The following is a 24,968-nucleotide window of genomic DNA, read 5'->3' as shown; positions in this document are numbered from 1 at the left end:
TCCTCAGGAACGGAATAACCGTGAATATTGGGTTTCATGACGCGCCGAAGCGATGGCGGAGAGCGGCGTGGCTGCCCCCAGCTGGTCATCGCGGCGCAAAAGCGCCTGCTCCAGCCCGTCGGCAAAGCGATCGCAGAGTTCGATGATCAACAGCTGGGCCGCCTGCTGGCCGAAGGGCACCAGCTTGACGCCCGCCATTACCGCGCTCTCAATCCAGCTGTAGCCGAGGCTTAACGCCAACTCGCGCAGGCCGATTCCCCAGCGCACGCCGAGCCATGCCATGCCGCACAGCTGGCTTTGCGAGAACAGCGGCAGCCAGTCGGGCGGGCAGTCCGCCTCCCAGCTTTTGATCAGCCGGGTGAAGGCCGCTCCGCGGTTACGCTCCTCTTCCCGAAGTTCGCGAGTCTCGCGGCAGGCCAGCAGGTATGCCGTCCAGCGCGAGGCGGCAGCGATATCGTTCTGCTCGCAGGCGCGATACAGACGGGAAAACAGCGGCAGATCGACGCAGAAAAAGCTCTGCTCCATCTGCTGACATTGCCAGGCTTTGAACGCGGCCGGGGTGGTGACCCAGCCCGCTTCCGCCGCCCACTCCAGCCCCTGCGACCAGGTATAAGATCCCACCGGCAGGCTGCTGCTGGTGAGCTGCATCAGGCGCAGCTGGCGGGAGGGCTCCATCAGCTCATCAGCGCCAGCAGAGCGGAGGCGATCAGCCCGCCGCCGAAGGTTTTACGCAGCCCATCGTGACGGCGCAGCAGCATACCGGCAGCAAAGCTGACGCACAGCACCGCCGCGCTGGCGAGCATAAAGCCGCTGGTGAAAAGCCAGAAGCTGTGGCCTGCCATCTCGACGCCGTGGGCCCAGCCGTGGAACATCGCCAGCGCCGGTACGGCCAGCAGCAGACGGTTTTCGGTTTTGAACATCATCACGCCGCACACCGCCAGCGAGGCGATAATCAGCATCTCCATGCCGCTAAAGCCCCCCAACAGGCTGCCCGCGACGGCGCCGGTCAGCATCATCCCGAGGGTGGCGAAGGGCATCAGCAGCCTGCGGCCGCTCAGGGCGGCGAGCACGCCTGCGCCGGTCAACATCAGCAGATGATCCAGCCCGGTCAGGGGATGGAAAAAGCCGGCCTGAAAACTGTCGCTGCCGTGCCCCGGATGGGCCAGCGCGGGCAGGGAGAAGGCCAGCAGCAGCAGGGGTAATAACTTACGCATGATGGATCCTTAATGTGAATGTGCGTGAGAGTGCGAATGGGAGTGGCCTTCGCTGGCGTAGGCGCCCGCTTCCGGCTCAAAAGGCAGGCTGGCGAAAGTCACCTCGAGATCGAACAGCTTTAGCATCTCGTCCAGGACATGATCGTGGTGATAGCGCAGCTCGCCGGGCAAGATTTGCAGCGGCACGTGGCGGTTGCCCAGGTGATAGCAGGCGCGGGCCAGCAGGAAGGGATCGTCGCAGCGCACCACCGACAGCGGCTCGGCGGCGGCAACGACCTCCACCACCTCACGCTCGTCGTCGCTGGCGAGCAGGTCGCCGCCCCGCAGCAGCAGGCCGCGCGGCAGTATCAGCCCGGCATCGCGCCCGTCGTCCAGCACCACGCGGGCACGGCTCTTGACCCGGACATCAATCGGCAGCGTCACGCGGGCGGTCACGGCATGGGGATGGTCAAGGCGTTGGGTTAAGGTGATCATGATTCCTCCTCAGAACAGAAAATAGCGTTGCGCCATCGGCAGGATCTCTGCCGGCTCACTGGTGATCGGTTCCCCGTCGATGCGCACCTCATAGGTTTGCGCGTCGACGATAATGTTCGGCTGCAGGCCGTTGTGGATCATGTCGGCCTTTTTCACCGTCCGGCAGCCTTTGACCACCGCGATGGCGCTTTGCAAATTCAGCTCCTGCGGGATGCCGTTGTCGGCAGCGGCCTGCGAGACAAACGTCAGGCGAGTGGCATGACGGGCGGCGCCCAGCGCGCCAAACATCGGCCGGTAGTGCACCGGCTGCGGGGTGGGGATCGAGGCGTTAATGTCGCCCATCGGCGCGCAGGCGATCATCCCGCCTTTGACGATGGTGGCGGGCTTCACGCCAAAGAAGGCTGGGGACCAGACCACCAGATCCGCCAGCTTTCCGGCCTCAATCGACCCGACCTCGTGGGCAATGCCGTGGGTCAGCGCCGGGTTGATGGTGTACTTGGCGATATAGCGCTTCACCCGCAGGTTATCGTTATCGCCGCGCTCGTCCGCCAGCGGGCCGCGCTGCACCTTCATGCGGTGCGCCACCTGCCAGGTACGGATAATCACTTCGCCCACCCGGCCCATCGCCTGCGAATCCGACGAGGTGAGGGAGAAGGCGCCGATGTCATGCAGCACGTCCTCGGCGGCGATGGTCTCCCGACGAATGCGCGATTCGGCAAAGGCCACGTCCTCAGCGATATCCGGGTCGAGGTGATGGCAGACCATCAGCATGTCCAGATGCTCGTCGATGGTGTTGACCGTGTAGGGTAGGGTCGGGTTGGTGGAAGAGGGCAGAATGTTAGGGTGTGCGCAGGCGGTGATGATATCCGGCGCATGGCCCCCGCCCGCCCCTTCGGTGTGGAAGGTATGGATGGTGCGCCCGGCGATAGCCGCCAGGGTGTCTTCGACAAACCCGGCCTCGTTGAGGGTGTCGCTGTGCAGCGCCACCTGGATATCCATCTCATCCGCCACCGTCAGGGCGCAGTCGATCGCTGCGGGCGTTGAACCCCAGTCCTCATGAATTTTCAGGCCGATGGCCCCTGCGGCAACCTGCTCGCGCAGGGCATCGGGGTTGGAGCCATTGCCTTTTCCCAGCAGGCCGATATTCACTGGCAGCGTATCGGCGGCCTGGAGCATCCGCGCGATATACCAGGGTCCTGGTGTGCAGGTGGTGGCATGGGTGCCGGCAGCAGGTCCGGTGCCGCCGCCGATCATGGTGGTAACTCCGGAGACCAGCGCCTCTTCCGCCTGCTGCGGGCAGATCCAGTGGATATGGGTATCGACCCCGCCTGCGGTGACGATCTTGCCTTCGGCGGCGATCACCTCGGTGGCCGCGCCAATCGGGATGGTTACGCCGGGCTGAATATCCGGGTTACCGGCTTTGCCCACGGCGACGATCCGGCCGTCCTTCACGCCGATATCGGCTTTGACGATCCCCCAGTGATCGACGATCAGCGCGTTGGTCAGCACCAGATCCACGCACTCCTGCGCCGTCATCTGCCCCTGGCCCATGCCGTCGCGGATCACCTTCCCGCCGCCGAATTTGACCTCTTCGCCGTAGAGCGTCAGATCCTGTTCCACCTCGATCCATAGCTCGGTATCGGCCAGCCGCACCTTATCCCCGGTGGTGGGGCCAAACATGTCGGCATAGGCCTGACGCGAGATCTCAGCCATGATCCACCTCGCCCATCACCGCGCCGCGAAAGCCGACAAGGCGCTGCGCGCCCGCCACCTGCACCAGCGTGACGGCGCGCTTTTGCCCCGGCTCGAAGCGCACGGCGGTGCCCGCGGCAATATTCAGCCGGTAACCTTTGGTGGGCTCACGATCGAACTTCAGGGCCGGGTTCACCTCGTAAAAATGGTAATGGGATCCGACCTGGATCGGACGATCCCCGTGGTTCTCGACGATCGTCGTCAGCGTGTTGCGCCCGGCATTAATAACGATCTGCCCGGGTTGTATCTGATATTCGCCTGGGATCATGCTCCCCCCTTACAGGATCGGATTGTGAACGGTGACCAGCTTGGAGCCGTCCGGGAAGGTGGCCTCCACCTGAATGTCCGGGATCATCTCCGGCACGCCCTCCATCACCTGGCTGCGGGTCAGAACGTGGCGACCGGCTTCCATTAATTCCGCCACCGTCTGCCCGTCGCGCGCGCCTTCCATAATGAAGGCGCTGATCAGGGCCACCGATTCCGGGTAATTGAGCTTTACGCCGCGGGCGAGACGGCGCTCGGCCACCAGCGCGGCGGTAAACAACAACAGCTTGTCTTTTTCTCTGGGGGTCAGTTCCATCGTGCGTCTCTCAGGTGTGCCAGATTCGGGGCGAGCAGGGGGCTTTGGCGGTGAGCTGCGGGCGCAGGCGTTGCCAGATCTCGCGCATCGCCTGCTGGCAAATCAGGTTGTCATGGGCCAGAAAACGGACCGACAGCAGGCCGTCGGTGAGGGTAGCGCCCGCAAAATCGTTCAGTGGGGTCAACAGCTCACGGGCATCATCCAGCTGCGTTTCGGTTGCCGGATAAAACAGCAGGGTGCCGATCCAGGGGTGTTCCGCCACCGGCGACAGATCGCCGTCCGCCAGATGCTGGCGCTCGATCAGCAGCGGTTCGCCCTCGAGCCAGATTTCAAGGCGGCTCTCAATGCGTCCGTGGCTGAAGGGCTCATTGATCACCGGGCGACCGAGGCAAAACAGCTCCCAGGCCAGCAGGGTGCTGCTGCGCTGCAGATGAAACACCGAGCGCAGGGCGGCATTCGCGCCGGGGAAGAAAATGGTGTCCTGCGGTAGCCACTCCAGAATGGCGTTTTCGTCCAGCGTTAAGTGCTGATCCAGCCGCGCCAGCGCGCCAGTGCTGCGATAGAACTTGCTGGCGCCGGGCATGGTGATCAGCGCATGGCTGCGGGCCTCAAGGTGGATGTCGATCGTCAGTTCATCCCCGCCAACAATCCCGCCCGGCGGATGCAGCAGATAGAGGTGGCAGGTCTCGCCTTCGGGATAGAACGGACGTTGTACGGTAAGGGGACCGACGTGACGGGCAGCGTGAAGGAGGGTTTTTTCAGGGGTGTGACAAAACTGCAAAGCAAGCGACGCCTGCCAGCCTTTTACTGTTTTATCAACCATCTGAGTTGCTGACATGCTTCATCCATCTGCTCGCCATCGGGGTGTTTTTTAGTATGCCCTGGCGGAAATGAAGGCTGTCATATGAGTCACTTATGGATGGATTGGTAACGGTGGAATTTTCCGTTCACTATCACTCCTCTGCTCCCATTCCGCATATCTGCGGTGAACGTGCAAAGGGGGCTCGCCGCCGCCCCCTTTGCAATCCCCGCGGCCCCGCGACGAAATCGGTGCTTCGCACTACGCTCACCTCCCGACCTGATGCCTGCGGTCGGCTCAACTCGACATCCTGTCTCGATTCGCCTCTGGCCGCCATCCCTGGCGTCCAGCCCTTGTCATCCGGTCTCCGGTTCGCCGATTTCAGCGGGGACTCAACACCCGTGCCACTTTCAAACTGCAGAGAAGGTTGAGGGAGCGAAAGTCCGGCTGAAAATCGCTGAGGCGTTGACCGCAGGCCGGGGCGAGGCGCATGGATGCGCCGAGAGGGCGTGACCTACATGGATGTAGGATCACGCCCGACCCGATAGCCGAAGGGAATAAGCCGAAGGCACCGCGAAGCGGCGATTTTCTTTGTCGGGAGCCGGGATTGTTAAGGGGGCGGCGGCAGCCCCCTTAACACGTTCACCGCAGCGGGTTATACATAAAGCAGAGGAGTGATAGTGAACGGAACGATTCCACTCCTTGAAAAGAGAAACTCACCGATAATCCTCCGCATCAATATCATACCCGGAGGGCTCCCAGCGGATCGCCAGCAGCGAAACCAACCCAATCAGCGGCGCCAGGGCGATCACCCAGAACACAGCCGTATCCATCGAGGCCACCAGCAGCGGGAACATAAACAGCGACAGCGTTGAGCTGCTGCGCATCAGCGTCTGGTTCAGCCCCACACCCACACCGCGCAGCGAGGTCGGGTAGCTGAGCGAGGCAAAGGTCATCGTATGCGCCCCCGGGCCAAAGCCCTGGCCGAACAGGAACAGGGCCAGCATCGCCACCGCCGCGATCCCCTCCGCCGCGCCTTCCGGGCGACCGATAATCGCCAGCACCAGCAGGGCAATCAGCTGACAGCTATAACCCCCCAGCGACATCCGCCAGGCGCCAAAACGCGGTACCAGCCGCACCGCCAGCAGGCCGCCGACAAAGGCGAACAGCAGGTTCAGGGCCAGGGAGATCAGAATCGTGGTCAGCATCGACTGCACAAAGAAGCTGGAGATAATCACCGGCAGGCCAAAGGCCACGGCGTTATAGGCGAAGGACGACACAACCGACAGCAGCGTGGCAAGCGTAGTGCGGCGCAGATAGACCCCACGGAACAGATTCAGGTAGTTACGCCAGCTGGCTTTGTTCACCACCGGGGCGGGCTGATCGAGCGCCTCCTGCGGCACGTGGGCATTAATGTTATACGCCTTGCGCAGAATCGAGGCCGCCTCTTTCAGGTTGCCCTGATTCGCCGCCCACACCGGCGATTCGCTCATGTACTTACTGCGGATGGCAATGATCACCAGCGCGGGGATCGCCCCGAAGCCGAGGATAATTCGCCACAGCCAGTCACTGTGCGTCTCCGGCAGCACGCCATAGAAGAAGAGCACCAGCAGGTAAGAGATGCTGATTGCGGCATACCAGGTGGGACACCACATGGCGACGCTGGCGGCTTTGTTGCCGGGGCCTTTCAGCCTGGCGAACTCGCTTAAGAAGGCCATCGCCACGGGGAGGTCGATCCCCACGCCCAGGCCCATCACAAAGCGCGCCCCTGCCAGCACGTACTCGTTCGGGGCAAACGCGCAGGCGATGGCCGCGACTACAAAGAACACCATGTCGGCCATAAAGACCCGGTAGCGACCGATTTTATCCGTCAGGTAGCCGCCAATCAGCGCCCCGACAATTGCGCCGAAGGTGATCGCCGAGGCCACCATGCCGGTGCCTGCGGGCGTAAGGTTGAACTCGCGGGTAATGTCTTTGATCCCGAACGCCAGCGCGCCCAGGTCGTAGGCATCCAGGAAGATACCGCCCAGCGCAATGCCGATGACGATGCGCGCATTGGCCCGGCCCTGGGAGCCTTCATTAACCAGTTGGGTGACGTCCGCTGCGTTACGGACCCATTTGATCTCCCCGTCGGGAGTTTTTCCTGCCGTTGCAAGTGAGGTTGGATCTGCGATCTCTGTCATTTTCTTATGTTGTGTTGGCTGTACGAACAAAAAGAGTACTCACCGCAAGAAAACGATCTAAATCACATTTGGTTATAAGGCATAACTAAGGGGGCAGGCGAAAGGGGGGCAGAGTCGCCTTACTGCGGATCTTTCTTCTTTCTCTTCAGCCTGGCCCAGATTTTGGTCTCCTGACGACGCCACAGGCGCTGGATATTGTCATGATGACGCAGCAGGATCAGGCAGGAGAGCATCGACACCGGGAAGGTGAACTGCGGTTTGAACCACCAGACGTAAAACGGGGCAATCAGCGCGCTGACGATAGCGCCAAGAGAGGAGTAGCCGCTGAGCAACACGCTGAGCAGCCAGGTTCCGGCCATTACGCCGGTGAGATCCCAGCCAATAGGGGCAATGGCGCCGAATGCGGTGGCCACGCCTTTACCGCCTTTGAAACCGAAGAATACCGGCCAGATATGGCCCAGGCAGGCAGCGATGGCAATCAGCCCCAGCCAGAGTGGCGTCACGCCCAGCGCATACGCGCCCCAGACGGGAAGCATGCCTTTCAGGACGTCAAAAATCAGAACCGCTACGGCTGCTCCTTTGCCGCCAATTCGTAGTACATTGGTCGCCCCCGGATTCCCGGAGCCGTTCTCGCGTGGATCGGGTAATCCGGCGATACGGCAGACCAGAATGGCGCTGGAAATTGAGCCGCAAAGGTAGGCGAGGAGGATCATTCCAGGCGCGATTGCACTCATAACGCTGTTCCGTTTTGAAAATATCGTTTTGTACTTAGCATCTGTGGATAATACGCATAATTCGCCGGGAGTGGTATCCGGTTTAGCCAAAAACCAGGCAGGTCGTGATGGATATAGTATTTATAGAGCAACTTTCGGTAATCACCACTATCGGGGTGTATGACTGGGAACAAACCATCGAACAGAAGCTAGTGTTCGATATCGAAATGGGCTGGGATAACGTCGCCGCCGCGAAAAGCGATGATGTGAACGATTGTCTCAGTTATGCCGACGTCAGCGAAACCGTCATTAGCCACGTGGAAGGTCAGCGTTTTGCGCTGGTGGAACGCGTGGCGGAAGAGGTGGCGGAGCTGCTGCTCAGCCGCTTTAATTCCCCGTGGGTGCGCATCAAAGTCAGCAAGCCGGGCGCGGTAGCCCGGGCGGCCAATGTGGGCGTCATCATTGAGCGTAGCCAAAATCTGAAAGGAAATATTTAACGGTATAATAGTTAAACCAATTCCTGTTAAATCAGTCTTACAGCTGTTCCTTCTGCGGTTGCCCCCCGGGTAACCCGTTTTTTTGTCTTTTTAGGGGTTTATTGATGAGCGATATGCACTCCCTGCTGGTGGCAGCAATACTGGGTGTAGTCGAAGGATTGACAGAGTTTCTGCCGGTTTCCAGTACGGGCCATATGATTATCGTCGGCCATCTGCTGGGGTTTGAGGGCGAAACGGCGAAAACCTTTGAGGTGGTGATCCAGTTAGGCTCCATTCTGGCGGTCGTGGTGATGTTCTGGCGCCGCCTGTTCGGGCTGATTGGCATTCACTTTGGTCACCCGCCGCATGAAGGCTCCGGCAAAGGGCGTTTGACCCTGCTGCACATTCTGCTCGGGATGATCCCGGCAGTGGTGCTGGGTCTGGTGTTACATGACACCATTAAATCGCTGTTTAACCCGATTAACGTGATGTACGCGCTGGTGGTCGGTGGCGTACTGCTGATTGCCGCGGAGCTGCTGAAGCCAAAAGAGCCGCGCGCGCCGGGTCTGGATGATATGACCTACCGCCAGGCGTTTATGATTGGCTGCTTCCAGTGTCTGGCGCTGTGGCCGGGCTTCTCCCGCTCCGGGGCGACAATTTCAGGCGGGATGCTGATGGGCGTGAGCCGCTATGCCGCCTCTGAGTTCTCGTTCCTGCTGGCGGTGCCGATGATGATGGGAGCGACCGCGCTCGATCTCTACAAGAGCTATCACTTCCTGACCGTAGGCGACATTCCGATGTTTGCCGTGGGCTTTATCACCGCCTTTATCGTGGCGCTGATTGCCATCAAAACCTTCCTGCAGCTGATCAAGCGTATTTCGTTTATCCCGTTCGCCATCTATCGCTTTATCGTGGCGGCCGCGGTCTACGTGGTCTTCTTCTGATGACCGACTGCCCTCAGTCTTTTGGCTGAGGGCAACGCTGTTCCTTCCAGTCCGCTACCGCCTGAATCCGCCGTTTCGTTAACTCTTCCCGAATCTCTGGCCCTTTAAATCCGGCCTCGACCACCGCTTTGGTCGGCACGGCTTTCGCCACCTCCCAGGCTTCGCGCAGCAACCGCCCCTGCGGATAGTCGCTGGCTTCAAACCCGGTGCGCCCGCGCACGTCGGCTTCGCTGGTCAGGGCGATCTGCTCCACGCGCTGCGGCTTACGCCAGGCGTCGATGCTGTCGAACAGCTTGACGATGGTGGCCGGTTTGAGGATGGGGAAGGTGTGGATCAGGTCATGGAACTCGGCGACCAGCTTTGCCAGATCGCGGATCTCGTTCGGCACCCGCATGCGCTGGCAGACTTTTTCAACCAGCCTGACGCCGGCCGGGCCGTGGCCGTGATGGCGCGGCCACAGTTCGGGTGGTGTTAAGCCCTTGCCGAGGTCGTGACAGAGGGTGGCAAAGCGCACGTCCACGTCGGGGCTCAGCATCGCCGCCATGCTCAGGGTCATCAGGGTATGGATGCCGGTGTCAATTTCGGGGTGCCACTTCGCCGGGGCAGGCACGCCGAACAGCGCATCCACTTCCGGGAACAGCACTTTGAGCGCCCCACAGTCGCGCAGTACCTGGAAGTATACCTGCGGATTGCGGGTGGTGAGCGCATTCTCGGTCTCTTTCCACACGCGCTCAGGCGTAAGGTGTTCCAGCTCGCCCGCGTCGGTCATCGCCGTCATCAGGGCCATGGTTTCGTCGGCAATGCGGAAGCTCAGATGGGCATAGCGGGCAGCAAAGCGCGCCACGCGCAATACGCGGAGCGGATCTTCCGAGAAGGCAGGGGAAACATGGCGCAGGATGCGGTTTTGCAGATCCTGTTTACCGCCGTAAGCATCGACGATATGACCGTTTTCATCCTGTGCGAGGGCGTTGATGGTCAGATCCCGGCGCTGCAAATCGTCTTCGAGGGTGACATCAGGGTCGGCATGGCAGATAAACCCGGTATAGCCGACGCCGGATTTGCGCTCGGTACGCGCCAGGGCGTACTCCTGACGGCTATGCGGGTGCAGAAAGACAGGGAAATCGCGGCCTACCTGCTGGTAACCCGCATCGAGCATGGCCTGAGGGGTGGCTCCCACCACCACCCAGTCCTTATCTTTGACCGGCAGACCTAACAACGCATCACGAACCGCACCACCGACCAGATAAATCTTCACGCCACACTCTCCCGTATCAAATATTGGCAAAATAATACGTAAGTGTGGCAGAGATGGCGACTTAGTTCATCCAACGGTCTTTACGTTTACGGCTCGGCACCAGATGTGGCAGCACCAGACCCAGCAGCAGACCCATACCCAGCACGCCGCCGCCATACATAAACCACTGCATGATGATGGTGCGCTGTTTGTCATCCAGCTGCAGGTTGGCCGCGCTCACCTTTTTCTGGGCGACGATCAGCTCGTTCTTCAGCTTCTGGTTCTCATCTTTGAGGCCGTTGATCACCCCGTCGCTCTGGGCCACTTTCTGCTGCATTTCAGCGGTGCGCTGGTTCCAGGTGGCGTCGATATTGGTCAGCTTGTCGGTCAGGGTTTTGACCTGGTTTTCCAGATCCGGCACGCGGGTGCGCAGGCTCGGGTCGGTGCTAAGCTCTTTCAGGGGGATCCAGGCGGTACGGCCGCTGCTGTCGCGTACCTGGCCATAGTTGGATTCCGCATTGCTCTGCAACAGCACCACTTCCTCGCCGGCATTAATCGTACCCACGAGGCGATAATTGTCACCCGGACCACTGCGTACCCAGGTGTTCAGTTCGTCAGAAACGTAGCGCTTCTCTTCTGCGTGGACCACGGTCGCGGCGCTTAAAGCAAGTAATGTCAGTCCGATCAGGCGTAATTTAGGCATCAGGCAGTCGTTATTTTCATAAAAAGTGGAACGATATTAGTGGAAACAGTCTTCAGGCTCAAAGGATTCGTCAGCATTCGGAATCCTCTGTGCCCTGATGGCCACTGTAGCAAACTTTACGCCCGTCAAATTGCCCATTGCGTGGCAATCTGGCGCAAAATACTATCTACTGACAAAAAAGTGGCGAGTAAGTTCGCCGTAATTTACCCCGCGATGTTGCAATCAAAAGAACAAGGCCATGGCTCAGGAAATCGAATTAAAGTTTATCGTTGAAAGCGGCAGCGTTGACGCGCTGCGAAATCACCTGCATCAGCTGAACGGCGAGCATTACGCGCCGGTGCAGCTGCTCAACATCTATTACGAAACCCAGGACCTGTGGCTGCGCCGTCACGACCGGGGTCTGCGCATCCGCGGCGTGGACGGGCGTTATGAGATGACCATGAAAATCGGTGGTCGCGTGGTCGGCGGCCTGCATCAGCGCCCGGAATACAACATTGAGATTGGCCAGCCCGAGCTGGAGCTGGCGCGCTTCCCGGCGGAAGTGTGGCCGGAAGGTGGGCTGCCAGACGGGCTGTCGGAGAGCGTCAGCCCGCTGTTCAGCACCGATTTCTGGCGCGAGAAGTGGCTGGTGAACGAAGGTAAAAGCCGGATCGAAATCGCCCTCGACCTGGGTGAAGTAAAAGCGGGCGAGTTCCAGGAGCCGATCTGCGAGCTGGAGCTTGAGCTGTTGGAAGGCCACGCCGATGACGTGCTGAAGCTGGCCCGCAAGCTGGTGACCCAGAGCGGCCTGCGTCAGGGCAGCCTGAGCAAAGCCGCTCGCGGCTATCATCTGGCCCAGGGCAACGCGCCACGCCTCCTGAAGCCGACCGAAATTCTGCGCGTCGCGCCGAAATCTTCCGTCGAGCAGGGCTTTGAAGCCTCGCTGGAGCTGGCGCTGAGCCAGTGGCAATACCACGAAGAGCTGTGGATCCGCGGCGTGAAAGGCGCAAAAGAGCACGTGCTGGCGGCGATGGCGCTGGTGCGTCACAGCCTGACGCTGTTCGGCGGCATTGTGCCGCGTAAAGCGAGTGCTCACTTACGTGATCTGCTGACCCAGGCCGACGCCCTGATGGCCTCTGATGTTTCTGCCGAGACGGCGGTCTACAGCCCGCAAACCGCTATCGCTAAGCTGGCGCTCACCGAGTTCCTGGTGACCCGCGGCTGGCGCAGCTTCCTCGATGCGAAGGGGGAGACCAAAATGGCGGAAAACTTCAAGCGTTTCGCCGACATCCACCTGTCCCGTCACGCCGCTGAACTGAAAACCATTTTCGGGCATCCGCTGGGCGATCAGTATGGCGATCAGCTGATCCGGCTGGCGCGTAACGTCGACAGCATTCTGCTGCTGGCAGGGGCCTATGACGGACCGGTCGCCCGCGCATGGCTGGAGAACTGGCAAGGGCTGCTGTATGCCATCAAGACCCGCCAGCACATTGAAATTGAGCATTTCCGCAACGAAGCCATTTCGCAGGAGCCATTCTGGCTGCACAGCGGAAAACGTTAACGCAGGCAAGGAACCCCCATGATGCCGCTTTCTTCACCCTTACAGCAGCAGTGGCAGACGGTATGTGAGCGTCTGCCGGAAGCATTACCCGCCTCGTCGTTAAGCGATCAGGCCCGCCAGGTGCTGACTTTCAGCGACTTTGTGCAGGAGAGCGTTACCGCCCATCCTGACTGGCTGGCGGAGCTTGAGGCTTCGCCACCCCAGGCGGACGAGTGGCAGCACTACGCGCAGTGGTTACAGGACGCGCTGGCGGAAATCAGCGATGAAACCGCGCTGATGCGCGCGCTGCGCCAGTTCCGTCGTCGGGTGATGGTGCGCATCGCCTGGGCGCAGGCGCTGATGCTGGTGAGTGAAGAGAGCACGTTGCAGCAGTTAAGTCACCTGGCGGAGACGCTGATCGTCGCCGCCCGCGACTGGCTGTACGACGCCTGCTGCCGCGAATGGGGCACCCCGTGCAGCGAGGACGGCACCCCGCAGCCGCTGCTGATTTTAGGCATGGGCAAACTGGGCGGCGGCGAACTCAATTTTTCCTCGGACATCGATCTGATCTTCGCCTGGCCGGAGAAGGGGGCCACCCGCGGCGGACGTCGCGAGCTGGATAACGCCCAGTTCTTCACCCGGCTGGGACAGCGGCTGATCAAGGCCCTGGATCAACCAACCCAGGACGGCTTTGTCTACCGGGTGGATATGCGCCTGCGCCCGTTCGGCGACAGCGGCCCGCTGGTGCTGAGCTTTGCCGCGCTGGAGGATTATTACCAGGAGCAGGGGCGCGACTGGGAACGCTACGCGATGGTGAAGGCGCGGATCATGGGCGATACCGGCGATGCGTATGCCAACGAGCTGCGCGCCATGCTGCGTCCGTTCGTCTTCCGTCGTTACATTGATTTCAGCGTCATTCAGTCGCTGCGCAACATGAAAGGAATGATTGCCCGGGAAGTGCGTCGTCGCGGCCTGAAAGACAACATCAAGCTGGGGGCGGGCGGCATCCGCGAGATCGAGTTTATCGTTCAGGTATTCCAGCTGATCCGCGGCGGGCGCGAGCCCTCGCTGCAGTCCCGCTCCCTGCTGCCCACCCTGGCCGCCATCGCCCAGTTGAACCTGCTGCCGGAAGGCGATGACCGGATCCTGCGCGAGGCCTACCTCTTTTTACGGCGGCTGGAGAACCTGCTCCAGAGCATTAATGACGAACAGACCCAGACCCTGCCGGGGGATGAGCTTAACCGCACCCGCCTCGCCTGGGGGATGCGGCTGGACGACTGGCAGGCGCTGATCGACGCGCTGGATGCGCACATGGCGGCGGTGCGCCGCATATTTAACGATCTGATCGGCGACGACGAGAGCGAATCCCAGGACGATGAGCTGTCCGAGCACTGGCGCGAGCTGTGGCAGGATGCGCTGCAGGAGGACGATACCACCCCGGTGTTGACCCATCTCAGCGATGACGATCGCCATCGGGTAGTAGCGCTGATCGCTGATTTCCGCCTTGAGCTGAACAAGCGCGCCATTGGCCCACGCGGTCGCCAGGTGCTGGATCACCTGATGCCGCATCTGCTCAGCGACGTCTGCTCCCGGGCCGATGCCCCGGTGCCGCTGTCGCGTCTGACCCCGCTGCTGAGTGGGATCATCACCCGTACCACCTATCTGGAGCTGCTCAGCGAGTTCCCGGGTGCGCTCAAGCACCTGATTTCGCTCTGCGCTGCCTCGCCGATGATTGCCAGCAAGCTGGCGCGCTATCCGCTGCTGCTGGACGAGCTGCTCGATCCCAACACCCTTTACCAGCCGACGGCGACCGACGCCTATCGCGATGAGCTGCGCCAGTATCTGCTGCGCGTGCCGGAAGAGGACGAAGAGCAGCAGCTGGAGGCGCTGCGTCAGTTTAAGCAGGCGCAGCTGCTGCGCGTGGCGGCGGCGGATATCTCCGGGACGCTGCCGGTGATGAAAGTGAGCGATCACTTAACATGGCTGGCGGAAGCAATTATCGATGCGGTAGTCCATCAGGCGTGGGTGCAGATGGTGGCCCGTTACGGCCAGCCGAAGCATCTGGCCGATCGCGAAGGACGCGGTTTTGCGGTGGTGGGCTACGGCAAACTGGGCGGCTGGGAGCTGGGCTACAGCTCCGATCTGGATCTGATCTTCCTGCACGACTGCCCGGTGGATGTGATGACCGACGGCGAGCGCGAGATCGACGGCCGTCAGTTCTACCTGCGCCTCGCCCAGCGCATCATGCACCTGTTCAGCACCCGTACCTCGTCCGGCATTCTGTATGAGGTGGATGCCCGTCTGCGTCCGTCCGGGGCGGCGGGGATGCTGGTTACCTCTACCGATTCCTTCGCGGATTATCAGCAGAACGAGGCCTGGACCTGGGAGCATCAGGCCCTGGTGCGCGCCCGGGTGGTGTATGGCGATCCGCAGCTGAAAGCGCAGTTTGATACCATTCGCCGCGACGTGCTCACCGCCACGCGCGAGGGGCCGACGCTGCAAACCGAAGTGCGCGAGATGCGCGAGAAGATGCGCGCCCATCTGGGAAATAAACACCGGGATCGCTTTGATATCAAAGCCGACGAGGGCGGCATCACCGACATTGAATTTATCACCCAATATCTGGTGCTGCGTGACGCCCACAGCAAGCCGAAGCTCACCCGCTGGTCGGATAACGTGCGCATTCTGGAGCTGCTGGCGCAAAACGACATTATGGACGAGCACGAGGCGCTGGCATTGACCCGCGCCTACACCACCCTGCGCGATGAGCTGCACCATCTGGCCCTGCAGGAGCAGCCGGGTCATCTGCCGCTCGACTGCTTTAACGCCGAGCGAGAGCTGGTGCGGACCTGCTGGCAGAAGTGGCTGGTGGAACCGTGCGTAACAAAACAAGTGTGATATTATCGCGCGCAAATTGTGAATCTTTCTGGAGTCAGGAATGAAAGTAACACTGCCAGAGTTTGAACGTGCTGGAGTTATGGTGGTTGGCGATGTGATGCTGGATCGCTACTGGTATGGGCCAACCAGCCGCATTTCCCCGGAAGCCCCGGTCCCGGTGGTGAAGGTGGATACCATTGAAGAGCGTCCTGGCGGCGCGGCAAACGTGGCGATGAACATTGCTTCTCTCGGCGCGCATTCGCGTCTGGTGGGGCTGACCGGCATCGACGACGCCGCGCGGGCGCTGAGTAAGACGCTGGCGGATGTGAACGTCAAATGTGATTTTGTTTCTGTCCCGACGCACCCGACCATCACCAAGCTGCGCGTGCTGTCGCGTAACCAGCAGCTGATCCGCCTCGACTTTGAAGAGGGTTTTGAAGGCGTGGATCCTGAGCCGCTACACGAGCGCATCAACCAGGCGCTGGGCAACATCGGCGCGCTGGTGCTCTCCGATTACGCTAAAGGGGCGCTGGCCAGCGTGCAGCAGATGATTACGCTGGCGCGTACTGCCGGTGTACCGGTGCTGATCGACCCGAAAGGCACCGACTTCGAGCGCTATCGCGGGGCAACGCTGCTCACGCCGAACCTGTCCGAATTCGAAGCCGTGGCGGGTAAATGCAAAACCGAAGATGAGATCGTTGAGCGCGGCATGAAGATCATCGCCGATTTCGACTTCTCCGCGCTGCTGGTGACCCGCTCCGAGCAGGGGATGACCCTGCTGCAGCCGGGCAAAGCGCCGCTGCATATGCCAACCCAGGCGCAGGAAGTGTATGACGTCACCGGTGCCGGTGATACGGTTATCGGCGTGCTCGCAGCCACCCTGGCCGCGGGTAATACGCTGGAAGAGGCCTGCTACTTTGCCAATGCCGCCGCAGGCGTGGTGGTGGGTAAGCTGGGGACCTCTACCGTTTCGCCAATCGAACTGGAAAACGCGGTGCGCGGTCGCGCCGATACCGGTTTTGGCGTGATGAGCGAAGAGGAGCTGAAAGTGGCGGTAGCCGCGGCACGTAAGCGTGGCGAGAAAGTGGTGATGACCAACGGCGTGTTCGACATTCTGCACGCGGGCCATGTCTCTTATCTGGCGAACGCGCGCAAGCTGGGCGACCGTCTGATTGTGGCGGTCAACAGCGATGCCTCCACCAAACGCCTGAAAGGCGAGACCCGGCCGGTGAACCCGCTTGAGCAGCGCATGATCGTACTCGGCGCGCTGGAAGCGGTGGACTGGGTGGTCTCGTTCGAGGAAGACACGCCGCAGCGCCTGATTGCCGGGATCCTGCCGGATCTGCTGGTCAAAGGCGGTGACTACAAGCCTGAACAGATCGCAGGTAGCGAAGAGGTGTGGGCCAACGGCGGAGAAGTGATGGTGCTCAACTTTGAGGACGGGTGTTCAACCACCAACATCATTAAGAAGATCCAGAAAGACAGTCAGTAGTCGTCTGTAAATGCCCGGCGGCGCTACGCTTACACGGGCCTACAGATCGTGCGGTGTGTAAGCCCGGTAAGCGAAGCGCCACCGGGCATTACAGGCTGCACTTATGCTTCATCATCCACCGGTGGGATTGCCGGAGCCGGTTTCACTTCGTCAACGACGCTGCGGTTTTCCAGCTCGGTCAGACGCTGTTCCAGCAGGGCGATTTTCTCGCGGGTACGCAGCAGCACCTGCGTCTGCACGTCAAATTCTTCACGGCTGACCAGATCCAGACGCATCAGCTGAGACTGCAGCACCTGGCGGATCTTCTTCTCAACATCATCACCAAACTCACGTACGCCTTTCGGCATGGATTCATGGACCTGGCGGGCAAGTTGTTCAATTTTTTTTGGGTCGATCATGGTAGTTCCCTTGAAGAAAAGGTGTTAACGACCATTGTAGCGCGTAACCGCGATCCTTAAACCAGAATTGTGTGAAGCTTATGCGTTGCCGAACATAATCATTAGCGTTATAGTTATCCCGCTTATTCTCAGGGCGGGGCGAAATTCCCCACCGGCGGTAAATCAGCGCTACGCTGAAAGCCCGCGAGCGCTTTGGGTGCAAACTCAAAGGTCAGCAGATCCGGTGTAATTCCGGGGCCGACGGTTAAAGTCCGGATGGGAGAGAGTAACGAACCAGCCGGGCGAGGCCCGCTCACGTTATTTTTTTGCCGTACTACGGCGCTCCTAAGACTGCCCTGATTCTGGTAACCATAATTTTAATGAGGTTTTTTTACCATGAATCAGACGCTCCTTTCCTCTTTCGGCACCTCTGCTGACCGTGTAGAACACGCGCTTGCTGCGCTTCGCGAAGGTCGCGGCGTGATGGTGCTTGACGATGAAGATCGTGAAAACGAAGGCGATATGATTTTCGCCGCCGAAACCATGACCGTTGAGCAGATGGCGCTGACCATCCGTCACGGCAGCGGTATTGTTTGCCTGTGTATTACCGAAGATCGCCGTAAGCAGCTGGAACTGCCGATGATGGTAGAGAACAACACCAGCGCCTATGGCACCGGTTTTACCGTGACCATCGAAGCGGCCAGCGGTGTGACCACCGGCGTGTCTGCTGCTGACCGCGTGACCACCGTACGTGCAGCCATTGCCGATGGCGCAAAACCTTCTGACCTGAACCGTCCGGGCCACGTATTCCCGCTGCGCGCGCAGCCGGGCGGCGTTCTGACTCGCGGCGGCCACACCGAAGCGACCATCGACCTGGTGACCCTGGCCGGCTTCAAGCCTGCCGGTGTGCTCTGTGAACTGACCAATGATGATGGCTCAATGGCGCGCGCGCCGGAGTGCATCGAGTTTGCCGGCAAACACAACATGGCTGTGGTCACCATCGAAGATCTGGTGGCGTACCGCCAGGCGCACGAGCGCAAAGCCAGCTGATAACGCATCATAAAAAACGCCGGGTTAACCCGGCGTTTTTTTTAGCCAATTCCTGCCGTCTGGAGTAGCACCAGACTGAGCCCCATCACCGACATTCCACACAGTACCCCATAGCTGGGATTGTTGTTCGGGTCGATCTCTTTGGCGAGCGGCATCAGCTCATCCACCGACAGCGCCACCATAATCCCTGCCACCGCCGCCATAATGGCTGCCATCACCACCGGCGAAATCAGGCTGCCGAGGATCAACCACGCCAGCACGCCGCCCGCGATCTCCGCCATGCCGGAAATACCCGCCCAGAACACCGCTTTACGCTTGGAGCCGGTAGCGGCATAAACCGGGCCCGCCACCGCCAGCCCCTCGGGGATATTGTGCAGCGCCACCGCCAGCGCAATGCCAAAACCCAACTCCAGATTATTACTGGCAGTCACGTAGGTGGCGACGCCCTCAGGGAAGTTATGCAGGCTGATGCCCAGAGTCAGCAGCAGCGCGGTGCGTCGCAGGTTACCGGGCAGCGGCTGACTGCCTTTTTGCATCAGATCCTGCGGGTGCGCGTGGGGTAACATCTTATCCAGCGCAAAGTAGCCCAGCAGGCCAATGACAAACATTCCGTAGCCCAGCACCGGCGACATGCCTTCCGTGCCGAGGGCTGCGGGCAGCATCTCCATCAGGGAGATAAGCAGCATAATGCCGGCCGCAAAGCCGAGAGAAAAGGCCAGTAGCCGGTTAGAGGGCTTCTGGCCCAGTACGCCGAGCATGGCGCCGATAAAAGTGGCTGCGCCTGCAAGAATAGTCAGAATCAGGGGAACTGACATTCACCTCTCCTTATGATAATGATTCTCATTCATATTAAAGGCTAAACGCGCGTAACGCGAGCGGGTACAGACGCCTTTACAGATCCCTTACATTCAAATTTCCTGATGATCTTCATCATGGTTATCTGAGTTCATCTTATCCGGATTACGGGTAAGGTAAAGCTATCAAATCGACACCTTGTGTAAGGATATCATCATGACTTCATCTCGTATGCCAGCGCTGTTTTTGGGTCACGGTAGCCCGATGAACGTGCTGGAAGATAACGTCTACACCCGCGCCTGGCGGCATCTGGGCGAGACGTTGCCGCGTCCGAAGGCTATCGTGGTGGTGTCTGCACACTGGTTTACCCGTGGAACCGGCGTCACCGCCATGGAAACACCGAAAACCATCCATGATTTTGGCGGTTTCCCGCAGGCGCTTTACGACACCCACTATCCGGCACCGGGATCCCCGGCGCTGGCGCAGCAGCTGGTAGATCTGCTGGCCCCGATCCCTGTCACCCTCGATAAAGAGGCGTGGGGGTTTGACCATGGCTCCTGGGGCGTGCTGATCAAGATGTACCCGGATGCCGACATCCCGATGGTGCAGCTCAGCATCGACAGCACCAAACCTGCGGCCTGGCACCTGGAGATGGGCCGTAAGCTCGCGACTCTGCGTGATGAAGGTATTATGCTGGTGGCCAGCGGCAACGTGGTGCATAACCTGCGCACCGCCCGCTGGCACGGGGAAAACACGCCTTATCCGTGGGCGACATCCTTCAATGATTACGTGAAAACGAACCTGAACTGGCAGGGTGCGGCAGAAGAACATCCGCTGGTCAATTATCTGGCGCACGACGGCGGCTCGCTCTCGAACCCGACGGCGGAACACTTCCTGCCGCTGCTCTATATCCTGGGGGCGTGGGACGGTAAGGAGCCTGTTACCATACCGGTGGATGGCATCGAGATGGGCAGTTTGAGTATGTTGTCGGTGCAGGTGGGGTAAATCGCCCGGCGGCGCTGCGCTTGCCGGGTCTGCGGATTTGTAGGCCGGGTAAGGCGAAGCCGCCACCCGGCACCACAAACTACTCCACAAAAATATGCGGATAGAAGCGGGACAGATCCTGGGTGATCAGCGCCCGATCTTCACGAATACCAATCCCGGCTGGCTGATCGTTGATCAGCCAACTGCCGATCAGCATATAGCTGTCGCCATACTTCGGTAGCTGACAGAACTGCTGGACGATCATCCCCTCTTCGCCATACGGGCCTTCTACCGCTTCCACGGTATTACCGTTTTCGATAATCGACACGTTGGCACCCTCGCGGGAGAAAATCGGCTTTTTGACGTACTTATCCATCTGCGGATAGTCATCTTCCGCGAAGTACGCCGGCAGCAGATTCGGATGATCCGGGAACATCTCCCACAGCAGCGGCAGCAGGGCTTTGTTGGAGATAATGCTTTTCCACGCCGGCTCCAGCCAGCGCACGCCCGCATCTTCCAGCTTGGTGGAAAACACTTCGCGCAGCATGTATTCCCACGGATAGAGCTTGAACAGGTTACTGATCACCTGATCCTGGGTGTCGGTGAACTGACCTTTTTCGCCCAGCCCGATATCTTCTATATAGAGGAATTCAGTGGCGACCTCCGCTTCGGCGGCGCAATCCTGCAGATACTGCACCGTGCCGCGATCTTCGACCGTGTCACGACAGCAGGCAAAGTGCAGCAGATTGAAGCCGTGCTGCTCGCGCAGTTCAGCGAAACGTTCGATCAGCTTTTCCTGCAGGCTGTTGAACTGATCGCTGCCTTCCGGCAGACGGCCCGCGTTCTGCTGATCTTCCAGCCAGATCCACTGGAAGAAGGCCGCTTCATACAGCGAGGTGGGCGTATCGGCGTTGTTCTCGAGCAGCCTGGGCTCGCCGGTGCCGTCCCACGCCAGGTCGAGGCGCGAGTAGAGCGATGGCTGATGCGTCAGCCATGACTGACGCACAAAGCCCCAGGTGTGCTTCGGAATGCGGAATTTGGTCAGCAGTTCATCGCTGGCAATGACCTTTTCCACGACCTTGAGGCACATCTGATGCAGCTCTGCCGTGACCGCTTCCAGCTTTTCAACCTGGGCGAGGGTCAGTTGGTAATAGGCATCTTCACACCAGTACGGCTCGCCGTACATGGTGTGAAAGTTGAAACCGTATTCGGTGGCTTTTTCGCGCCAGTCCGGGCGCTCAACAATACTGACTCGTTCCATTCTCAGCCGCCCATAGAGCGTGTTGAGGTACCGGCCGCGCTACGCTGCATGGTGTTCTGTTTGGCAACAGAATCACCGAAGCCGCCGCGGGTAACGGTGCTGGTGGTGGCCGGTTTTGGCGCCATCGCGGTCTTAGGTACGTTCATGGTGCGGCCTGGCTGGGCTGCACCGTAACCTTTACCGCTGGCATCGGTGTACTGGCCGTAAGCCGGGCTGGCCGGATTCTTCGAGCTGAACAGCGGCTGCTGCTGATAGCCTGCGCCGCCGCTCATCAGACGGCCCATCATGTAACCCGCCATCAGCGGCATCCAGAAGCTGCCGCTGGACTGTGCCTGCGCCTGGTTTTCTGCTGGCGCGGTGCCTGCCTGAGCCGGGGCCGGTGCCTGCTGGCACTGGCCTTCACCGAACTCTGCCACGCAGTCTTCACGGCTGGCGTATTTCGGCGCGGTACGTTCCGCTTCCTTCAGGGCGTTGTTGTACGAGGTAGTACACTCCGCGCTTTTGCCGGTAGCGGCCGCACAGTCATCGGCATTCTGATAGAGAGAAACCGTTTCGTCGGTTTTTTCACAGCCTGCCAGCATAAACGCGGCGCTCAGCGCCAGAGCGACAGGGGTGAAATGACGCGCGTTCCAGCTTTTGCGGAACGAGGCGTGATTAATGGATTTTGTCCGTTTCATAATTGTCTTCCAGGACCCAGTGGTAAAACACAGAAAATAACGCTCAGAATAGAGGATGAGTGGTGGAAATTGAAGCGACGGGGGCGAAACTGGGGGATCTTTACGTTGGCTTACGTATTTTTGTCGGACTGGGAGGATTTACCCGGCCTGGTGAACCCAGACCGGGTAGCAGCATCAGTTGCTGGTGGTGCGTGCAGCAGCGGCGGTGTAACCGTCAGCAGAAGCATCCTGCTGTGGGTTTTCCGGCGCCACGGCTTCTGGCGTAGTGGAGATCGGCTTACCTAATGAACCGTTCAGCGCCACCAGATCCTGCTCGTTCAACGTACCCAGCGCTTGCTTGATGTTCAGCTGGTTGATCAGGTAGTTGTAACGCGCATTGGAGAGCTGTTGTTTAGCGTTGTACAGCGTGGTGGTCGCGTCCAGCACGTCAACAATGGTACGGGTACCCACCGAGTAGCCGGCTTCCGACGCATCCAGTGAGCTCTGGGCAGAGACCACGGCCTGTTTGTAGGCGTTGATGCTGCTGACAGAGGCGTTCACGTTGTTGAAGGAGGAACGCACGGTCTGCACTACGCTGCGGTGCGCGCTTTCCAGCTGCTCGCTGGCACCCACAAAGTTGTACTGCGCCTGTTTGACCTGCGAATTGACCTGGCCGCCCTGATAGATTGGCAGGGAGAAGTTCAGGCCGATTTTGTTCTGGCCAACGTCGCTGTCGTTGTACTGACCATTACCGGTTCTGGAACCGCTGTAGCTGGTGTTAGAAATGCTGCTGGAGGCGCTCAGGCTCAGGGTAGGCAGATGGCCATCCTGCGCCAGGCGAATCTGCTCGCGGGCCAGATCCTGGCTCAGACGAGCCTGCAACAGGCTGAGGTTACGGTTTTCAGCCTCTTTCAGCAGGGCATTCACCGCCTGCGGCTTTTCGGCTTTGAAGTGCTCAACGTTCAGCGATGCCAGCTGCGGGTAGTAGTTACCGGTGACCTGACGCAGCTCTTCGACGGCGTTATCCAGGTCGTTACGCGCGGTAACTTCGTTGGCCAGCACATTATCGTATTGTGAACGGGCGTTCTGCACGTCGGTGATCGCCACCAGGCCCACGTTGAAACGCTGGGTGGTCTGATCGAGCTGACGATAGATAGCCTGTTTCTGTGCTTCAACGTAGGAGAGCGTATCGATCGCGCTCAACACTCTGAAGTAGGCGGTTGCGGTATTGAGGATCAGCGTCTGCTGGTCGGTCTGATAGGTGACATCCTGAATACCGGCAGATTTTTCCTGCAGGCTCAGGTTACGCCATCTGGACATATCAAACAGCGTCTGGGTTAGCTGGAGCGAACCGCTGGTGACGTTAGAGTCGACGCCGTTCGCATCACGGTAACCGTTATTGTAGGTGTAGTCGGCACCCAAACCCAGCTGTGGTAATAATGGGCTGCGTGCTTCATTAATTTTTTCAAAGGCAGCATCACGATCGGCAGCGGATTTACGCAGTTCCGGGTTGCTCAGACGTGCCTGCTTGTAAACCTGTATCAGGTCTTCTGCCTGACTCAACGCGCTGAAACCCGTCAGGCTCAGGCCGATGAGGATGGGGAGCAATTTCTTCATTTGCTTTCCTTGTTGTGAAGCTTAGTTAGCGCTGATCTAATTAAAAAATATCTACCGATTCTAGCAGACTTCGCCACTGCAAAAGGTTGGCGTTCCGTGCCATGCGGCAGTAACTTGCACCAATTTACCATACTGTAGTAGAAACCGCAGTTTAGCAGAATTGAATTTAACCTTAACGCCACCATTTATACCAGGATGCAAATATGGATAAACCAGAAAAGTTGCCAGTGACTTTTACAAAAAACGATGTAGAAATTATTGCACGAGAAACGCTCTACAGCGGATTTTTTTCACTGGAATTATACCGTTTTCGCCATCGTTTGTTTAACGGTGAAATGAGTGGCGAAGTCAGACGCGAAATTTTTGAGCGCGGGCATGCCGCAGTCTTGCTACCCTTTGACCCAGTGCGTGACGAAGTGGTACTGATAGAGCAGATCCGCATTGCCGCGCTGGATACCAGCGAAAGCCCGTGGTTACTGGAGATGGTGGCCGGGATGATCGAAGAGGGCGAAACGCCGGAAGATGTCGCCCGCCGCGAGGCAATAGAAGAGGCCGGGCTGGACGTTGGTCGGACAAAACCGATCACCAGCTATCTGGCAAGCCCCGGGGGCACCAGCGAGCGCCTGTCAGTTCTGGTTGGCGAAGTGGACGCCACGACCGCGCAAGGGATTCACGGTCTGGTTGATGAAAACGAAGATATTCGTGTTCATGTGGTAAGTCGGGAGCAGGCTTATCAATGGGTAAAAGAGGGGAAAATCGACAACGCGGCTTCTGTCATCGCTTTGCAATGGCTACAGCTGCATTATCAGGAATTACGAAACGAGTGGAAAAAATGAAGCGTTATACACCTGACTTCCCTGAAATGATGCGCCTGTGCGAGACCAATTTCGCACAATTGCGCCGATTACTGCCACGTAACGACGCGGTCGGTGAAACAGTGAGCTATCAGGTGAGCAACGCGCAGTATCGGTTAACCATTGTTGAATCAACCCGTTACACTACGCTGGTGGAAATTGAGCAAACCGCGCCGTCCATCAGCTACTGGAGCCTGCCGTCAATGACGGTGCGGCTCTACCATGACGCGATGGTCGCTGAAGTGTGTTCAAGTCAGCAGATCTTCCGCTTTAAAGCGCGGTATGATTACCCAAATAAAAAGTTGCATCAACGTGACGAAAAGCATCAAATTAACCAGTTTTTAGCCGACTGGCTAAGATATTGTTTAGCACATGGAGCAATGGCGATTCCGGTTTGTTAGCGTCGTAAACCTA

Annotated in this window: 25 protein-coding genes and 1 riboswitch; of the genes, 9 read left to right on the top strand and 16 right to left on the bottom strand. The window is 59.4% G+C overall.

What is annotated here, in order from left to right; translation table 11 throughout:
* Positions 1-3: 3 nt before the first annotated feature.
* From ACP4QI_RS19005 to plsY, 9 genes are all read right to left on the bottom strand, one after another.
* Complete coding sequence (locus ACP4QI_RS19005; protein ID WP_156264659.1) at positions 4-675, bottom strand: urease accessory protein UreF; 672 nt, start codon at positions 673-675, stop codon at positions 4-6.
* Positions 675-1,214: a HupE/UreJ family protein gene (locus tag ACP4QI_RS19000; protein ID WP_142487138.1), complete on the bottom strand. Its 540-nt coding sequence runs from the start codon at positions 1,212-1,214 to the stop codon at positions 675-677. Before ACP4QI_RS19000 ends, ACP4QI_RS19005 begins: the two co-directional genes overlap by 1 nt.
* A 9-nt stretch (positions 1,215-1,223) precedes the next feature.
* Positions 1,224-1,688: an urease accessory protein UreE gene (gene ureE / locus ACP4QI_RS18995; protein WP_426495777.1), complete on the bottom strand. Its 465-nt coding sequence runs from the start codon at positions 1,686-1,688 to the stop codon at positions 1,224-1,226.
* A gap of 9 nt (positions 1,689-1,697) precedes the next feature.
* Positions 1,698-3,401: an urease subunit alpha gene (ureC, locus tag ACP4QI_RS18990; RefSeq protein WP_426495778.1), complete on the bottom strand. Its 1,704-nt coding sequence runs from the start codon at positions 3,399-3,401 to the stop codon at positions 1,698-1,700.
* On the bottom strand, positions 3,394-3,708 hold the full coding sequence (locus ACP4QI_RS18985; RefSeq protein ID WP_142487135.1) for an urease subunit beta: 315 nt from the start codon (positions 3,706-3,708) through the stop codon (positions 3,394-3,396). The genes ureC and ACP4QI_RS18985 overlap by 8 nt, the downstream gene beginning before the upstream one ends.
* Positions 3,709-3,717: 9 nt before the next feature.
* Positions 3,718-4,020, bottom strand: a complete 303-nt coding sequence (locus tag ACP4QI_RS18980; protein WP_103822891.1) for an urease subunit gamma — start codon at positions 4,018-4,020, stop codon at positions 3,718-3,720.
* A 10-nt stretch (positions 4,021-4,030) separates the two neighbouring features.
* Positions 4,031-4,858 carry an urease accessory protein UreD gene (locus ACP4QI_RS18975; protein WP_426495779.1) on the bottom strand — a complete coding sequence of 276 codons (828 nt, stop codon included), beginning with the start codon at positions 4,856-4,858 and terminating at the stop codon, positions 4,031-4,033.
* 677 nt (positions 4,859-5,535) lie between these two features.
* Entirely contained in the window at positions 5,536-7,002 is a 1,467-nt protein-coding gene (locus tag ACP4QI_RS18970; RefSeq protein ID WP_156264655.1) for an MFS transporter, read from the bottom strand.
* 119 nt (positions 7,003-7,121) lie between these two features.
* On the bottom strand, positions 7,122-7,736 hold the full coding sequence (gene plsY, locus ACP4QI_RS18965) for a glycerol-3-phosphate 1-O-acyltransferase PlsY (protein WP_426495780.1): 615 nt from the start codon (positions 7,734-7,736) through the stop codon (positions 7,122-7,124).
* 107 nt (positions 7,737-7,843) lie between these two features.
* Between plsY and folB the strand changes: the two genes are divergently transcribed.
* Both folB and bacA read left to right on the top strand, forming a co-directional pair.
* On the top strand, positions 7,844-8,212 hold the full coding sequence (folB, locus tag ACP4QI_RS18960) for a bifunctional dihydroneopterin aldolase/7,8-dihydroneopterin epimerase (RefSeq protein ID WP_106995853.1): 369 nt from the start codon (positions 7,844-7,846) through the stop codon (positions 8,210-8,212).
* Positions 8,213-8,316: 104 nt separating this feature from the next.
* Positions 8,317-9,135: an undecaprenyl-diphosphate phosphatase gene (gene bacA, locus ACP4QI_RS18955; protein ID WP_426495781.1), complete on the top strand. Its 819-nt coding sequence runs from the start codon at positions 8,317-8,319 to the stop codon at positions 9,133-9,135.
* Between the two features lie 13 nt (positions 9,136-9,148).
* Here bacA and ACP4QI_RS18950 read toward each other — a convergent pair whose 3' ends face one another.
* Together ACP4QI_RS18950 and ACP4QI_RS18945 are read right to left on the bottom strand one after the other, a co-directional pair.
* Positions 9,149-10,390, bottom strand: a complete 1,242-nt coding sequence (locus ACP4QI_RS18950; protein WP_426495782.1) for a multifunctional CCA addition/repair protein — start codon at positions 10,388-10,390, stop codon at positions 9,149-9,151.
* 61 nt (positions 10,391-10,451) lie between these two features.
* Positions 10,452-11,072 carry a TIGR04211 family SH3 domain-containing protein gene (locus ACP4QI_RS18945; protein ID WP_106995850.1) on the bottom strand — a complete coding sequence of 207 codons (621 nt, stop codon included), beginning with the start codon at positions 11,070-11,072 and terminating at the stop codon, positions 10,452-10,454.
* Positions 11,073-11,310: 238 nt separating this feature from the next.
* On the opposite strand from ACP4QI_RS18945, the gene ACP4QI_RS18940 reads away from it, so the two are divergent.
* The 3 genes from ACP4QI_RS18940 to hldE are packed head-to-tail and all read left to right on the top strand — an operon-like array spanning position 11,311 to position 16,960.
* Positions 11,311-12,612: a CYTH domain-containing protein gene (locus ACP4QI_RS18940; protein WP_426495783.1), complete on the top strand. Its 1,302-nt coding sequence runs from the start codon at positions 11,311-11,313 to the stop codon at positions 12,610-12,612.
* Positions 12,613-12,630: 18 nt separating this feature from the next.
* Positions 12,631-15,489 carry a bifunctional [glutamate--ammonia ligase]-adenylyl-L-tyrosine phosphorylase/[glutamate--ammonia-ligase] adenylyltransferase gene (glnE, locus tag ACP4QI_RS18935; protein WP_426495784.1) on the top strand — a complete coding sequence of 953 codons (2,859 nt, stop codon included), beginning with the start codon at positions 12,631-12,633 and terminating at the stop codon, positions 15,487-15,489.
* 40 nt (positions 15,490-15,529) lie between these two features.
* Entirely contained in the window at positions 15,530-16,960 is a 1,431-nt protein-coding gene (gene hldE, locus ACP4QI_RS18930; protein WP_142487126.1) for a bifunctional D-glycero-beta-D-manno-heptose-7-phosphate kinase/D-glycero-beta-D-manno-heptose 1-phosphate adenylyltransferase HldE, read from the top strand.
* 101 nt (positions 16,961-17,061) lie between these two features.
* Here hldE and ubiK read toward each other — a convergent pair whose 3' ends face one another.
* Entirely contained in the window at positions 17,062-17,358 is a 297-nt protein-coding gene (ubiK, locus tag ACP4QI_RS18925; RefSeq protein WP_142487125.1) for a ubiquinone biosynthesis accessory factor UbiK, read from the bottom strand.
* A 120-nt stretch (positions 17,359-17,478) separates the two neighbouring features.
* A riboswitch (FMN riboswitch) is annotated at positions 17,479-17,629 on the top strand.
* 104 nt (positions 17,630-17,733) lie between these two features.
* Between ubiK and ribB the strand changes: the two genes are divergently transcribed.
* On the top strand, positions 17,734-18,387 hold the full coding sequence (gene ribB / locus ACP4QI_RS18920; protein WP_271284513.1) for a 3,4-dihydroxy-2-butanone-4-phosphate synthase: 654 nt from the start codon (positions 17,734-17,736) through the stop codon (positions 18,385-18,387).
* 41 nt (positions 18,388-18,428) lie between these two features.
* Here the strand turns inward: ribB and zupT are convergent, their stop codons facing one another.
* Positions 18,429-19,202 carry a zinc transporter ZupT gene (zupT, locus tag ACP4QI_RS18915; RefSeq protein WP_142487123.1) on the bottom strand — a complete coding sequence of 258 codons (774 nt, stop codon included), beginning with the start codon at positions 19,200-19,202 and terminating at the stop codon, positions 18,429-18,431.
* A 196-nt stretch (positions 19,203-19,398) separates the two neighbouring features.
* Here zupT and ygiD point away from each other — a divergent pair, with 196 nt between their 5' ends.
* A complete protein-coding gene (ygiD, locus tag ACP4QI_RS18910) occupies positions 19,399-20,187 on the top strand; it encodes a 4,5-DOPA-extradiol-dioxygenase (protein WP_142487122.1) in 789 nt (262 codons plus the stop codon).
* A 79-nt stretch (positions 20,188-20,266) separates the two neighbouring features.
* Here the strand turns inward: ygiD and ACP4QI_RS18905 are convergent, their stop codons facing one another.
* The 3 genes from ACP4QI_RS18905 to tolC form a co-directional block, all read right to left on the bottom strand.
* Entirely contained in the window at positions 20,267-21,427 is a 1,161-nt protein-coding gene (locus ACP4QI_RS18905; protein ID WP_426495785.1) for a glutathionylspermidine synthase family protein, read from the bottom strand.
* 2 nt (positions 21,428-21,429) lie between these two features.
* Entirely contained in the window at positions 21,430-22,104 is a 675-nt protein-coding gene (locus tag ACP4QI_RS18900) for a DUF1190 family protein (protein ID WP_142487120.1), read from the bottom strand.
* Between the two features lie 174 nt (positions 22,105-22,278).
* The gene (gene tolC / locus ACP4QI_RS18895; RefSeq protein ID WP_142487119.1) at positions 22,279-23,700 is read right to left on the bottom strand and encodes an outer membrane channel protein TolC; all 1,422 of its coding nucleotides are present in this window, start codon (positions 23,698-23,700) and stop codon (positions 22,279-22,281) included.
* A gap of 203 nt (positions 23,701-23,903) precedes the next feature.
* Here tolC and nudF point away from each other — a divergent pair, with 203 nt between their 5' ends.
* Both nudF and ACP4QI_RS18885 read left to right on the top strand, forming a co-directional pair.
* Entirely contained in the window at positions 23,904-24,536 is a 633-nt protein-coding gene (nudF, locus tag ACP4QI_RS18890; protein WP_156264648.1) for an ADP-ribose diphosphatase, read from the top strand.
* Positions 24,533-24,955, top strand: a complete 423-nt coding sequence (locus tag ACP4QI_RS18885; RefSeq protein WP_032614182.1) for a DUF1249 family protein — start codon at positions 24,533-24,535, stop codon at positions 24,953-24,955. The genes nudF and ACP4QI_RS18885 overlap by 4 nt, the downstream gene beginning before the upstream one ends.
* The last annotated feature ends 13 nt before the right edge of the window (positions 24,956-24,968 follow it).

Origin of the sequence: Leclercia sp. TB492, assembly GCF_049974505.2 — a bacterium.
GTDB lineage: Bacteria > Pseudomonadota > Gammaproteobacteria > Enterobacterales > Enterobacteriaceae > Enterobacter > Enterobacter adecarboxylatus_C.
Note: the sequence above shows the minus strand (reverse complement) of the source record. Positions and strands in the feature narration are given on the sequence as shown.